Source organism: Cryobacterium sp. Hh7 (genome assembly GCF_004403155.1).
GTDB lineage: Bacteria > Actinomycetota > Actinomycetes > Actinomycetales > Microbacteriaceae > Cryobacterium > Cryobacterium levicorallinum.
In genome coordinates this window covers 1-11,824 of record NZ_SOHG01000059.1, presented here as the reverse complement: position 1 = coordinate 11,824, position 11,824 = coordinate 1, and the positions used below count along the sequence as shown (strand labels likewise).

Here is an 11,824-nt window from a genome sequence, read left to right as displayed (position 1 = left end):
ACCCGCATCCGTCCGCACCTGCAACAAACCGAAACGCCACCACAGGCACCATCCCCACCAGACGAACCCCTGAGTGACCCCTGGAACACCACCTGGAACACCGCGTGGAACACCGACGACCCCAACCCCCAACCGTTTTAGGGTCCTGAGCAAGTTCAAATATCCTGTCGGTATGACGACACCGCCCAACCATGACGCGAGTTCCGAGAACGTGACCGACTTCGCTGACTTCAAGGCGCGGTTTGACGCCTCGCCGGCCGGCTCGGGTTCGCCCGACCACTCAGCCCTTGCGTTCGTGGATGCACCGCTCAAGCCGCTCCCACTGCTGACACCACCTGACACTCCGGTTCTGTTCCGCCTCCGCGTCGACCTCGCCGATTCACACCCGCCGATCTGGCGGCGACTCACGTTGCCGTCGAACCTGACCCTCGACGTCCTGCACGACGTGCTGCAGACCGCGTTCGGCTGGACCAACAGCCACTTGCACCGATTCGCGCTCGCCACAGACCGCCACAGTCACGAGACGCAGGGGATCCTCACCCCTTACGACGTTGAGGAGGGCGACGAGGGCGTGCTGGAAAGCGAGCTGCGTCTCGATCAGCTCTTGGCGAAGAAGAATGACTGGCTCCGCTACACCTATGATTTCGGTGACGACTGGGACCACACCATCAAACTTGAAGACGTACTGCCGCAGCAGCAGGCGGTGACGGATGCCGCCGTGCGCTGTGTCGACGGTCGCCGCCGGGGGCCGGTCGAAGACGTGGGCGGGATTTACGGCTGGGAACACCTTCTTGCCGTGGCTGCGGGAACGACGCCACCTGACTACCCGGAGCAACGGGAGATCGCCTTCGAGATGGGCTTGCACCGGTTCGTCGACGAGATCGATCTCGCCGAAATCAACCGGGGTCTGGAACGGCTAGCGGGGTCGGACGCCGCACTCGGCTGGCTGCGCCGCCACAATTCCTCGGGCGGCACGCCTTCCAAGCTGGACATCCTCTTCGCGGGAGTGAGTCCGGACGCGCAGCGTCACCTCGCTGGCTACCTCGCGTCCGCAGACGTGGTGGGCCCGACGCCGATCGATGAGGCCGAGGCCGCGACGGCCACCGCGGTGATCCGGACATTCCTGGGGAACGTGGGCGGCGGAATCCGTTTGACCAGTGCCGGGTATCTCCCTCCCGCGCGCGTCCGGGCGCTGATGGAAGAGCTCGACACGGAGAAGATCTGGCGGGGCGAGGCCAACCGGGAGTCGCAAACCTACCCGCTGCTGTTTCTGCGGGAGACGGCTGCGCAGCTCGGCTTGGTGCGCAAATTCCGGGGCGACCTGCTGCTGACCAAGCGGGGTGCGCAGCTGCGCGATGCTCCGGTGGAGCTGTGGCAATACCTCGCGGCCCGCCTTCCGCTCGAGCGCAGTGATGACGGCCGGGACAGCGCATTGCTCCTCCTGATGCTCGTGGCCGCCGGTGAAGCCGGCTCTTGGGATCGCCTCCGCGAGTCGCTCGATCTGCTCACCTCAATGGTGGGCTGGACTTTTGGCGGGCGAGGGCGCTACGGCAACGACTCCGCGCTGAGCGACGCGTCAGACACCCGACGGGTGCTCGGCTGGGCGGGAACGGGCAGCCTGCTTCCGCCGAGAGGGTCGGTCTCGCACGGACTCGAAACGGATGCCGCACGGCAGCTTGCGCGTGCCGCGCTCACCCGCTGGACGTGAGCCTGAGATTCTCGCGAATCGACCTGCTCAACACCGTCTGGAACGACCCAGCCCGGCCAGGAGGAGCGTTGCAAGGCTGAGGGCGACACTCATGCCTAACCGGATTCCCATGCGTTCACCGCACTCCTCGTGCTCCACCGCACGCATCGACCAGATGGACGGCAGGACTCACACAATCCGCGCACGGCACGGACCAGTTCCTTCGATAAAATGAAAGTCACCTGCACGAGGAAGTGGTGGCGCAATCATTTGGAACCTGTCCCGGCGTCGTGCTGACGCTCACGCGAACGTCAGAGAACCCGACGTGAACGCTGAGCTGCCCGACCTCGAACGCACCGTCGATGAGGGCCTGCTGATCGCGGTGTCGGCCGTGCGCATGGCGGTGAAGAACGACATCATCGTTGGCGCGCTCCGCGAGCACGACGACTACGATGCCGCGCGGTACGCCGACGATGCCCGCAGTGAGCTGCGCCACCTGGCCCGGCAAAACGAGGAGTACGCACGGCGGGTCAGCCGGATGAGCAAGGACCTCGCGTCAATGAAATGGCGGCTGAGTCTGACCGACGACCAACGACACGACCTCAAGCAGTTCGCCCTGCGCTTGCGGGTGCACGAGCGGCTGGCTCTGGCCCTCGACGCCGTGGCCGATGATGACGACCAGGTGGGACGCATCGTTGCGAGTGCGCAACGGTCGGCGAGTGAAGAGGTCAGCTCGGCCGTCTCATCGAAGCTCATCGAACTGGCCGTCGATCAACGTGAACCCGACTACGCCGAGCATCGTAACGAGCGCCTGGAAGCGTTTGTGCTGATCAATCTGGCCATTTTGAAGGCTAAGCACGAGGCCGAAACCGGGGAAGAATTCAACGAATACTGAACAGCTGGCCGAGCACTTCGTCGAATGCCGGTGAGCTCAGTGTGACGAACAGCCCAACGTTGACGACGACCGTGAGCCAGAACGCGCGGCGAAAGCTCGTCTTCTGCGTCTTGTGCCGAACAGTTTGCTGCGCCAAGATTGCGCCCGGCCAACCGCCGACCAATCCCCAGAGCAGAAGCGTTCGCTCCGATACCCGCCGGCGTGCGGTGCGGGCCCGGCGTTTGTCCACGAGGTAGAGCACGAAGCAGACCAGGCTCGCCGCCAGATAGATGCCGGCCACCCACAGCGGCAGCGACCAGTACCAGCCGACGCCCAGGCAGACCATCGCGAAGCCGGCAATCGCGAAATAGCTGCCGCGGCCCCGGCGAGAGCGGGCGGCAACCATGTCCTCATTTTACCTACCCGGTTTCCGGAATTATCGAGTTTTCGAATTGACGGCTACCGATATTCCGGGTTCGGCTCAAACCCGAAGCGTTCGCCGCGGTCCCAGTCCTGGCGCAGGTTGCCGTACGCCGGGATGCCGCCGTTCTGCTTCAGGATCGAGGCGAGGTGCATGAGGTTCCAGCTCATGAACGTTGTGTTGCGGTTGGTGAAGTCGTTCTGCGGACCGCCAGACCCCTCGTCGAGGTAACTCGGGCCTGGACCGATTTCGCCGATCCAGCCGGAATCGGCGGCGGGCGGAATCGAATAGCCAATGTGCTGCAGACTGTAGAGCAGGTTCGACGTGCAGTGTTTCACGCCGTCTTCGTTGCCGGTGATGATGGCGCCGCCGACCTTGCCATAGAAGATGTACTGGCCCTTCTCGTTGAATTCGCCCGAGTGGGCGTAGAGCCGCTCCACGATGCGTTTGGTCACCGAGCCGTTGTCGCCGAGCCAGATCGGCCCGGCCAGCACGAGAATGTCGGCGGCCTGCACGGCCTCGAACAGGGACGGCCAGGCATCCGTTGGCCAGCCGTGTTCGGTCATGTCCGGGTAAACGCCGGTGGCAATGTCATGGTCGATGGCGCGAATCAGGTCGACCTGCACGCCCTGCTCCCGCATGATTCGAGCGCTGAGATCGACGATGCCCTGGGTGTTGCTCACCTCGGGACTGCGTTTCAGGGTGCAATTGATGAAGACGGCGCGCAGGTCGGAGTAGTCAAAGGCTGTCGCATCGGCGCGGTTGGTTTCGTTCACCCGTTTAGTAAATCACTCGACCGGGGCCTACAACAGGGGTTGATTTTGCCGCCGATGGCGCGCCGCAGCCGGGCGGCGGCGCGGAGAGCTCCCGATAGCTGGTATAGTTTTCAAGTTGTCTCCGGTCGTTAAAGTTCGCGAGATTGACATGCGCTCGTAGCTCAACGGATAGAGCATCTGACTACGGATCAGAAGGTTGGGGGTTCGAATCCCTTCGGGCGCACAGATAAACCCCGTATCATCAGGCTTTTAGCCTGTTGGACGGGGTTTTCTCGTTGGGCAAGGTCCCTACAAGTGCCCTTCTGCGGTCACGACGTCTACTAACGGCTGAGGCAGTCGCCCGCCTCTGCGAGGTTATTCGTATCGCTTCAGGCGCGCAGCATCAGTCCCGTTCGACCGTGCGTCGAGCGGAACTTTTCTTTTCAGGGTCGCCGGACGCCGTCTGCGCCGTACCCGACCGGCTGGACCGGTAGCTCAAAGCCCGTTTTCGGTAAGATCGCGCTATGACCCTGCCTCGCTTTCTTTTCGCTGATCAGCTCGGTCCGCACTATGACGACGGTGGGCCCATTGTGCTGGTCGAGGCGACTGCCGTTCTGGGGCGACGCACGTATCACCGGGCTAAAGCCCACCTCATCCTGAGCGCACTTCGCCACCGCGCGCGGGAGTTGGGTGATCGCGCAGAGTCTCTGCGAGCCGAGCACTACCGGGACGTGCTCAAGGGCCGTGATCTCGAGGTGATCAACCCCACCTCGTGGGGCGCACGCGCGCTGGTCGCAGAATTGGGCGCATCCGTTCTGCCGAGTCGAGGCTTCGTGACGAGCGAGCAGGACTTCGCCAGTTGGGCCGACGGCCGGCCCGCATCCCGGCTTGTGATGGAGCAGTTCTACCGCCACGTGCGCACGACCACCGGCACACTTATGCGTGGCCTTGAGCCGGAGGGCGGGCGCTTCAACTTCGATCAGGATAATCGACAGCCGCCCCCGAAGCGTGCGGCCAGTCTCGGCCTGCCCGAACCGTGGGCCCCGGTCGAAGACGACATCGACGAGGAGGTGCGCCGAGACCTTGACCGCCTCGTCGCTGAGGGCCGAGTGCACCTGATCGGAGCGGATGGCCCGCGCCGATTTGCGGCTACCCGCGCGGAAGCGCTCGCGGCGCTGGATGATTTCGTCGAAACGCGACTGTCGGACTTCGGGCCCTTCGAGGATGCCTCGCTGATCGGGGACAGCACGATGGCCCACTCGAGGTTGAGCGTTCCACTCAACCTCGGCCTCCTGCATCCGCAAGAAGTCATCGACGCGGTCGTCGCGGCGTACCACTCCGGCCAGGTTCCGCTGCCCAGCACCGAGGCCGTGGTGCGCCAAATCATGGGTTGGCGGGACTGGGTCTGGCACCTGTACTGGCACCTCGGCGAGAACTACGTCGCGGAGAGCAACTTTCTTGGCGCCCACGAGCCGCTTCCGCCGGCGTTTCTGGAATTGAATGGTGCAGCCGTCGAAGCGCGGTGCTTGAGCCACGTGCTCGATGAGGTTTCCCGCACCGGGTATGCGCATCATATTCAGCGCCTCATGATTCTGGGCAACTGGTCATTGCAGCGAGGCTACGAACCGTCGGCACTGTCGGATTGGTTTATCAATGCCTTCGTCGACGGAACGCCGTGGGTCATGCCGGCCAACGTTGTCGGCATGTCACAGCACGCCGACGGCGGCATTGTCGCGACGAAGCCCTACGCCGCCGGTGGCGCCTACATCTCGAAGATGACCGATTTCTGCGGGGGCTGTCGGTTCAATCCGAAAATTCGGCTGGGTCCGGAGGCCTGCCCGTTCACGGCCGGATATTGGGCATTCCTGGATCGCGTGGAGCCGCGCATCCGCGGTAATCACCGCATGGCCCAGCCGCTCGCCGGCCTGAGGCGTCTTGTGGACCGCGACGAGGTTGTGGCGCAGGAGCGCACGCGCACGGACTGGTAGGGCCTATCCGGCGAAGGCGGTGCTCGGCAGGTCGCGCTCGCCGGAGATGATCGCGTCGACGACGCGTCGGGCGACATCCGCTGGCTGATAGCCGGTAGGTAGTGGCGGTGCTGACCCCTGGATCGGTCGGGTGGCCAGTCCCGTTTCGGTATGGCCGGGTCGTGCATCAAGAAAACGGATGCCGTCCCGTCGCATCTCCCGGCCCGCCGCTTGCGCGAAGGCCGCGAGGGCTGCCTTCGAGGCCGAGTATGCCGCCATGTTCGCGGTTGGGCGCTCGCTCACAATGCCGCTGAGCGTGACAAAGAACGGATCACGATGCCCGCCGGATGATTCGGTCAGAGCGGGACGGGCTGCCCGGAGCAGGCGCATCGGTGCCGTCGCGTTCACCGCCATCAGGGTATCTATTGTTTCGTCAGCGACATCCGCTAGGGGGCCGAACGCTACGACTCCGGCGGCGTTGATGATTCCGTCGAGGCGGCCGTGTGCGGCTAGGGCGGCGGACACGAGCTGTGCGGCCGTGCTCGGGTCGCTCAGGTCGCCAGTGACCGTCGCTCCAAAGATGCCGAGTTCGGCGAGACGCTCAGCGCTGCGCCCGTGCAGGGTGAGCAGAGCGCCCTCTTCGCTCAGAAGCTGGGCAATTTCGCGGCCCAAGCCACCGGTAGCGCCGACGATAAGAACGGATGAACCGGAGAGGGAAGCCATGGCTTCATGATAAACGAGATGCTGAGTGCTAGCGCAAGATTAGGGTTTCCGTCCCCAAGCTGGGATAGCATCGACCGAAGCGAGCATTGCTCAATTTATCTGCGTTCGTTTTGTTCCCAGGGACCGGTACGTGGTTACACCCGATTTTCTCGCCGGGCAATGTTCGGGCGCACGGTGAGGAAGGCATTCCTGCGAGGGACTGCCTCGGTGGGACGAGGGGTAGGGCCCTCGTTCCATCGCCCGACCTTTCGATGGCCGGCGTGGGTCAAGCGTCGAGTGTTGGGTCCTCGTCACGCTCGCCAGGGCAGTCGACGCGCAGCTTGTCGCACAGCGCGGCGAGCTGCAGCAGTTCGGCCTGAGTCAGGGACTCGCCAATGCGCTCGGTGATCGCGCCCATGTGCAGAACAGCGACCCGTCGAAACAGGGCCAGGCCCGCCGCGGTGAGCTCGATGATCGCGCCGCGCCCGTCGCTCGGGTCGCTGAGCTTGTGTAGATATCCGCGCGACACGAGCCGGTCAACGAGGCGACTCACGCTCGGCTGAGTCAACAGCACGTGCTGATTGAGATCACGCAAGCGGATGCGTCGCTCCGGCTGCCGAGACAGGTTGAACATCACGTCGTACTCGTTGAGCGAAATCTCCTTGGACGGAAAATTCGCGGCCAGGCTGCGCATGATGGCAACCTGGGCGCGAAACAGCGATTCCCACGCGCCCACCGCGATTGTTCGATCCACCACCTGCGGCTCCTAACCTCGTTCTATCAAGGATAGAGACTCGGCGGGGCAGGCCGGGCCAGGGTCGGTGGCTGGGCTGGCAGCATCCGCTTTCTGAGAAAAAACGGATGCCGTGCATGAAACTCGCAGGTGATTTTCTGGACCAAAGGTGGCGCCCGTTACCTATTCGTTATATGTTTTAGGTGCGTCAACCGTTTGCTGTGGCGGACGACGTGAAATGTGATTGCAGGACACTCTTGGTGCAAGGGAAGAGGGTCAGTCGTAGCCTCTGCGACTGGCCCTCAGTCCTTTTAACCGGCAGCACGTGAGCGGCCGTTCAGAACAGGTCGGGGCTCGGCGTGGTCGACTGGCGGATGGCGACGTCCGCGTGGCGGTCGAAGCGGTAGCCGACACCGCGCACCGTGCGCACGATGTCTTCGTAGCGGCCGAGCTTGGAGCGCAGACGGCGAACGTGCACGTCGATGGTGCGCTCGTTCGGGGTGTCTTCCTCGTCGGCGGAGTTCCACAGCGACGAAATGATTTCGGCCCGGTCAATGGTGCGGCCCTCACGCAGCACGAGGTACTGCAGCAGTTCGAACTCCTTGTAGGTCAGTGCTGCCGTCTCGTTATCGAGAATGACGCGCTTGCGGGAGATGTCGACGACGACACCGCTGCGGGCTCGGTCGAGCTCTTCGGGCTCGGCGCGGTGGGCGGCGAGTGCGGCCGGATCCTGCAGGGCCAGGCGCACGACGTCAACGTCGCGGCCGCCGGCGCCCTGGGGCGCCAAAGCGACGGCGGCGTAGGTCTCGGACGAGGGGGCGATGTCGGCGGCGAGGGCCTTGAGCGCCTCGACGATGCGGTTCAGGCTTGTGCCGGCCGCGGCCGCCTTGGCTTCATCGATGCCGACGTAGAGCACGAAGCCGCGAGCCTCGGTACCGCTGGGCACGGCGCGAATGCGGGGGGTGGCCACCGGCGGGGCCAGGGTCAGGTCGGGGCGGTTGAACGTGGGGCGAGTGGCGTGGATGTGTGCGAGAGACATGGGAGAGGTCCTTGACTGTTCGATCGACGGGAGCCCGACGGATGCGCGAAGCGCCTATTCCGTGCCGGAGACTCGAGGTGTGGCCCGTGGGGCCGGAAGGCGAATGCATCGAAAAGCATTCGGGGCGTCAGCCTGAACTGTCAGGCAGTGAACGCGAGGGGGAACGTCGCGGTTAGCGGCACATTCGGCAACAGCGGATGGCGGGGGTGCCGGCCATCATCATGGCGGCAGTCCCGGGGGCCTCGAGGGAGGTCAGGGGGCGTGCGCTGGTTGTCATAACTGTGAGTAAAGCGGAATGTGACGCCGCGTGTCAATTTGGCGTCGCGGCAAGTCGCCGAATGACGTGCAACACGTTCGCAGCGTGCTGCCCGTTTAGGCGATTCCGTGCAAAATCACGTCTTTGTGAAATATTGCATGATGAAACGCGGATCGATCAAAGATTATTGATGTGACCTAGGCCTAGCGTGTCGTCGGTCGCAGGACCTGCATGAGATCAGACGAGGCCGTACAGGCGGTCGCCCGCATCACCGAGGCCGGGCACGATGTAGCCCAGCTCGTTCAGCTTCTCGTCGACGGCGCCCAGCACGATCGTCACTTCGCGGCCGGCCAGTGCCGCCTCGACGGCGGCGAGGCCTTCGGGGGCCGCCAGGATGCAGATCGCCGTCACGTCGACCGCGCCGCGGTCGAATAGAAAATTGATCGCGGCGATGAGCGAGCCGCCGGTGGCGAGCATCGGGTCGAGTACAAAACACTGCCGATCCGACAGATCGTCGGGCAGGCGTTCGGCGTAGGTCGTCGGCTGCAGCGTCTCTTCGTTGCGGGCCATTCCGAGAAAACCGACCTCGGCGGTCGGCAGCAGCTTGACCATACCTTCCAGCATTCCCAGGCCGGCGCGCAGAATCGGCACGACGAGCGGCTTCGGATCGCTGATCCGCACGCCCTGCGCGGCCGATACTGGGGTCTGCACGGTCACGGCTTCCACCCGCACGCCGCGCGTACCTTCATAGGCGAGCAGTGTCATGAGCTCTTCGACCAGCGATCGAAACAGCGGTGACGGCGTGTTCTTATCGCGGAGCACGGTGAGCTTGTGCGTGATGAGCGGGTGGTCGGCAACGTGGACTCGCATAGGCTCGATTCTACTAGAGGCAGACTGACGCGATGAGGTGAGACATGGGTGCACGAGACCAACACGATGAGTGGATGCTGCTGGCCCTGACCGAGGCCCGCGCCGCCCTGGCGTCCGACGACGTGCCGGTCGGCGCCATCATCGTGGACAGCGCGGGCCAGGTGATCGGCCGGGGCCGCAACGAGCGTGAGCTGCACCAGGACCCCACCCTGCACGCCGAGGTCGTCGCCATTCGCCAGGCCGCCGCGCACACCGGGGACTGGCACCTGACCGACTGCATCCTGATCGTCACGCTCGAGCCCTGCGTGATGTGCGCCGGCGCCATCCTCGCCGCCCGGCTGCCCACGGTCGTCTTCGGCGCCTGGGATGAAAAAGCGGGAGCGGCCGGATCGGTCTACGACGTGCTGCGCGACCGCCGACTCAACCACCGGGTCGAGGTCTTCGCTGGCGTCAACGAGGTCGAGTGCGGCACCATTCTGCGGGAATTCTTCGAGGATCCGGCGCGCAGAAGCCGGCGCTGAGTCCTACTCGAGTCCCTTGATCACGAAGCTGTCGGTCGGCGGGTCGGCCAGGTTCGGGTCGAAGTAGATATCCGGCTCGAGATAGATGGTGCGGGCCAACGGCACGGCGGCTCGAATGCGGGTCTCCACGGCGTTGATATCCGCGGCGACGTCGGTAAAGCGGTGGTCGCCGTCAAAGGCGAGTTTGGCGCCGACCAGAATCTCGTCCGGGCCGAGATAGAGGGTCTTGAGATGAATGATGCGCCTGGTCTCCGGGCCGTCGAGAATGGCCGCCTCGATGGCATCGAGGTCTCTCCTGCTGGCGCCTTCGCCGACCAGCAGGCTCTTGGTCTCAACGCCGAGAATGATCGCGACCAGCACGAGCAGCGCGCCAATGGCGAGCGTGCCGATCGCATCCCAGATCGGCTCGTCGGTGATGATGGTCAGGCCGACACCCACGAAGGCGAAGGCCAGGCCGGTGAGCGCCGCGACATCTTCGAGCAGAACGACGGGCAGCTCGGGCGCCTTCGCGTGCCGCACGAACTGCACCCAGCTCTGCTTCCCTCGCACATGGTTCGATTCCCGAATCGCGGTGCGCAGCGAATAGCCCTCGAGGACCATGGCGATAGTGAGCACCAGAATCGGCAGCCAGGCATTTTCGAGCGGATGCGGGTGCTGCAGCTTGTCGAAACCCTCATAGAGCGAGAACACACCGCCGATCGAGAACAGGATGATCGACACCACGAAGGCGTAGACGTAGCGTTCGCGCCCATAGCCGAACGGATGCTCCAGGTCGGCCCGCTTTTTCGCCTTGCGACCACCGAGCAGCAGGAGCAACTGGTTGCCGGCATCCGCTACCGAGTGCACCGCCTCCGCCAGCATCGAGGAGGAGCCGGAAAAGGCCCAGGCCACGAACTTGGTGATGGCAATGCCCAGATTGGCCGCGAAGGCCGCCACGATTGCCTTGTTTCCGCCCGATGCGCTCATGGGATCATCTTAGAACCGGCGCCAGCTGGCGGAGGCTGCGCTCAGGTGGGGCGTTTTGGGCACCTCGATGACGGAAAAAGTAGACTGGTCGGATGACTTCTTCCCCGAATGTGACCCTGCCCACGATCGCCTTCCTCGGCGCCGGCTCCATGGCTCGCGCCATTCTGGCCGGCCTGCTGAAGCCCGGCGTCACCGTTGAGGGCGGCATTCGCGTCACCAACCGCACTGCGGTCAAGGCCGCCGAGCTGGCCGACACCGACGGTGTCACCGCCTACGCGACCGAAATCGACGCTGACGCGAACCTCAAAGCCATCGACGGCGCCCAGATCGTCATCATCGCCGTCAAACCGTACATGGTCGCCGATCTGCTGGCGGAAATCGGCACGTCGCTCGCTCCCGGCACGCTCGTGCTGAGCGTCGCGGCCGGCGTCACCATCGACACCTTCGAATCGCTCCTGCCGAGCACCGTGCACGTCATCCGCACCATGCCGAACACGCCCGCCGTCGTCGGCATGGCCGTCACCGGCATCAGCGCCGGCACCCGATCGAGCGACGCTGACCTCGAACTCACCCGTGCCCTGTTCGCGACCGTCGGCGACGTTCTGGTCGTTCCCGAGAGCAAGCTCGACGCCCTCAGTACCATCAGCGGCTCCGGCCCCGCGTACGTGTTCTACCTGATCGAGCAGCTCACCGAAACGGCCATCGCCAAGGGGTTCACGCCCGAAGAAGCGGCCATCATGGTCAACGGAACCTTCCTCGGTGCGAGCTCGCTGCTCGCCGTTTCGGACAAGTCGCCGAGCGAACTGCGCCGCCTGGTCACGAGTCCGGCCGGCACCACCGAGCGCGCCGTCTGGGAGCTCGAAAAGGGTGGCCTCAAGGAACTCTTCGACACCGCAACGGATGCCGCCCTGGCGCGTGCGAAGGAACTCGCCGCCTCCTAGCGGGAGTTTCCTAGCTATTTCCGGAACGCCAGATTGCGCTGAAGTCAATTCCAGTGCTGGTCTGGCGTTCTTCGGCGTGGTGGCGTGACTTT

General features: G+C 64.4%; 12 protein-coding genes and 1 tRNA gene. 6 read left to right on the top strand and 7 right to left on the bottom strand.

All coding sequences use genetic code 11. From position 1 onward, the window contains the following. Positions 1 to 172: 172 nt before the first annotated feature. Both E3T43_RS15525 and E3T43_RS15520 read left to right on the top strand, forming a co-directional pair. On the top strand, positions 173 to 1,708 hold the full coding sequence (locus E3T43_RS15525) for a plasmid pRiA4b ORF-3 family protein (RefSeq protein ID WP_134473097.1): 1,536 nt from the start codon (positions 173 to 175) through the stop codon (positions 1,706 to 1,708). 304 nt (positions 1,709 to 2,012) lie between these two features. Continuing rightward, entirely contained in the window at positions 2,013 to 2,582 is a 570-nt protein-coding gene (locus tag E3T43_RS15520) for a hypothetical protein (RefSeq protein WP_134442029.1), read from the top strand. On the opposite strand, the gene E3T43_RS15515 is transcribed toward E3T43_RS15520, so the two are convergent. Together E3T43_RS15515 and E3T43_RS15510 are read right to left on the bottom strand one after the other, a co-directional pair. After that, positions 2,569 to 2,967: a DUF1294 domain-containing protein gene (locus E3T43_RS15515; RefSeq protein WP_134473096.1), complete on the bottom strand. Its 399-nt coding sequence runs from the start codon at positions 2,965 to 2,967 to the stop codon at positions 2,569 to 2,571. The two genes, E3T43_RS15520 and E3T43_RS15515, sit on opposite strands and share 14 nt — an antisense overlap. Before the next feature lie 53 nt (positions 2,968 to 3,020). Then, complete coding sequence (locus E3T43_RS15510) at positions 3,021 to 3,758, bottom strand: flavodoxin family protein (protein WP_134473095.1); 738 nt, start codon at positions 3,756 to 3,758, stop codon at positions 3,021 to 3,023. Between the two features lie 150 nt (positions 3,759 to 3,908). Here E3T43_RS15510 and E3T43_RS15505 point away from each other — a divergent pair. Together E3T43_RS15505 and E3T43_RS15500 are read left to right on the top strand one after the other, a co-directional pair. Then, a tRNA-Arg gene (locus E3T43_RS15505) sits at positions 3,909 to 3,981 on the top strand. A gap of 280 nt (positions 3,982 to 4,261) precedes the next feature. Continuing rightward, the gene (locus E3T43_RS15500; RefSeq protein ID WP_134473094.1) at positions 4,262 to 5,725 is read left to right on the top strand and encodes a cryptochrome/photolyase family protein; all 1,464 of its coding nucleotides are present in this window, start codon (positions 4,262 to 4,264) and stop codon (positions 5,723 to 5,725) included. Positions 5,726 to 5,728: 3 nt separating this feature from the next. Here the strand turns inward: E3T43_RS15500 and E3T43_RS15495 are convergent, their stop codons facing one another. The 4 genes from E3T43_RS15495 to upp all read right to left on the bottom strand — a co-directional run bounded on the left by E3T43_RS15495 (position 5,729) and on the right by upp (position 9,304). Continuing rightward, positions 5,729 to 6,427, bottom strand: coding sequence for an SDR family oxidoreductase (locus tag E3T43_RS15495; RefSeq protein WP_092448443.1), 699 nt, complete (start codon positions 6,425 to 6,427; stop codon positions 5,729 to 5,731). Positions 6,428 to 6,692: 265 nt separating this feature from the next. After that, the gene (locus tag E3T43_RS15490; RefSeq protein ID WP_134473099.1) at positions 6,693 to 7,100 is read right to left on the bottom strand and encodes a MarR family winged helix-turn-helix transcriptional regulator; all 408 of its coding nucleotides are present in this window, start codon (positions 7,098 to 7,100) and stop codon (positions 6,693 to 6,695) included. Between the two features lie 376 nt (positions 7,101 to 7,476). Beyond that, on the bottom strand, positions 7,477 to 8,178 hold the full coding sequence (locus E3T43_RS15485) for a winged helix-turn-helix domain-containing protein (RefSeq protein ID WP_092448442.1): 702 nt from the start codon (positions 8,176 to 8,178) through the stop codon (positions 7,477 to 7,479). A 493-nt stretch (positions 8,179 to 8,671) separates the two neighbouring features. Next, positions 8,672 to 9,304, bottom strand: a complete 633-nt coding sequence (upp, locus tag E3T43_RS15480) for a uracil phosphoribosyltransferase (protein ID WP_134444226.1) — start codon at positions 9,302 to 9,304, stop codon at positions 8,672 to 8,674. Positions 9,305 to 9,348: 44 nt separating this feature from the next. On the opposite strand from upp, the gene tadA reads away from it, so the two are divergent. Continuing rightward, entirely contained in the window at positions 9,349 to 9,825 is a 477-nt protein-coding gene (gene tadA, locus E3T43_RS15475; protein ID WP_166791351.1) for a tRNA adenosine(34) deaminase TadA, read from the top strand. Between the two features lie 3 nt (positions 9,826 to 9,828). Here the strand turns inward: tadA and E3T43_RS15470 are convergent, their stop codons facing one another. Beyond that, on the bottom strand, positions 9,829 to 10,791 hold the full coding sequence (locus tag E3T43_RS15470) for a cation diffusion facilitator family transporter (RefSeq protein ID WP_134473093.1): 963 nt from the start codon (positions 10,789 to 10,791) through the stop codon (positions 9,829 to 9,831). A 92-nt stretch (positions 10,792 to 10,883) separates the two neighbouring features. Between E3T43_RS15470 and proC the strand changes: the two genes are divergently transcribed. Next, a complete protein-coding gene (proC, locus tag E3T43_RS15465) occupies positions 10,884 to 11,732 on the top strand; it encodes a pyrroline-5-carboxylate reductase (RefSeq protein ID WP_134473092.1) in 849 nt (282 codons plus the stop codon). Positions 11,733 to 11,824 lie beyond the last annotated feature (92 nt).

Bases quoted from the DNA above. Each gene is read 5' to 3' on its own strand.
- E3T43_RS15490 (WP_134473099.1), bottom strand. From the start codon at position 7,100: ATGCGCAGCCTGGCCGCGAATTTTCCGTCCAAGGAGATTTCGCTCAAC.
- E3T43_RS15495 (WP_092448443.1), bottom strand. From the start codon at position 6,427: ATGGCTTCCCTCTCCGGTTCATCCGTTCTTATCGTCGGCGCTACCGGT.
- tadA (WP_166791351.1), top strand. From the start codon at position 9,349: ATGGGTGCACGAGACCAACACGATGAGTGGATGCTGCTGGCCCTGACC.
- E3T43_RS15470 (WP_134473093.1), bottom strand. From the start codon at position 10,791: ATGAGCGCATCGGGCGGAAACAAGGCAATCGTGGCGGCCTTCGCGGCC.
- E3T43_RS15525 (WP_134473097.1), top strand. From the start codon at position 173: ATGACGACACCGCCCAACCATGACGCGAGTTCCGAGAACGTGACCGAC.
- E3T43_RS15515 (WP_134473096.1), bottom strand. From the start codon at position 2,967: ATGGTTGCCGCCCGCTCTCGCCGGGGCCGCGGCAGCTATTTCGCGATT.
- upp (WP_134444226.1), bottom strand. From the start codon at position 9,304: ATGCGAGTCCACGTTGCCGACCACCCGCTCATCACGCACAAGCTCACC.
- E3T43_RS15485 (WP_092448442.1), bottom strand. From the start codon at position 8,178: ATGTCTCTCGCACACATCCACGCCACTCGCCCCACGTTCAACCGCCCC.
- proC (WP_134473092.1), top strand. From the start codon at position 10,884: ATGACTTCTTCCCCGAATGTGACCCTGCCCACGATCGCCTTCCTCGGC.
- E3T43_RS15500 (WP_134473094.1), top strand. From the start codon at position 4,262: ATGACCCTGCCTCGCTTTCTTTTCGCTGATCAGCTCGGTCCGCACTAT.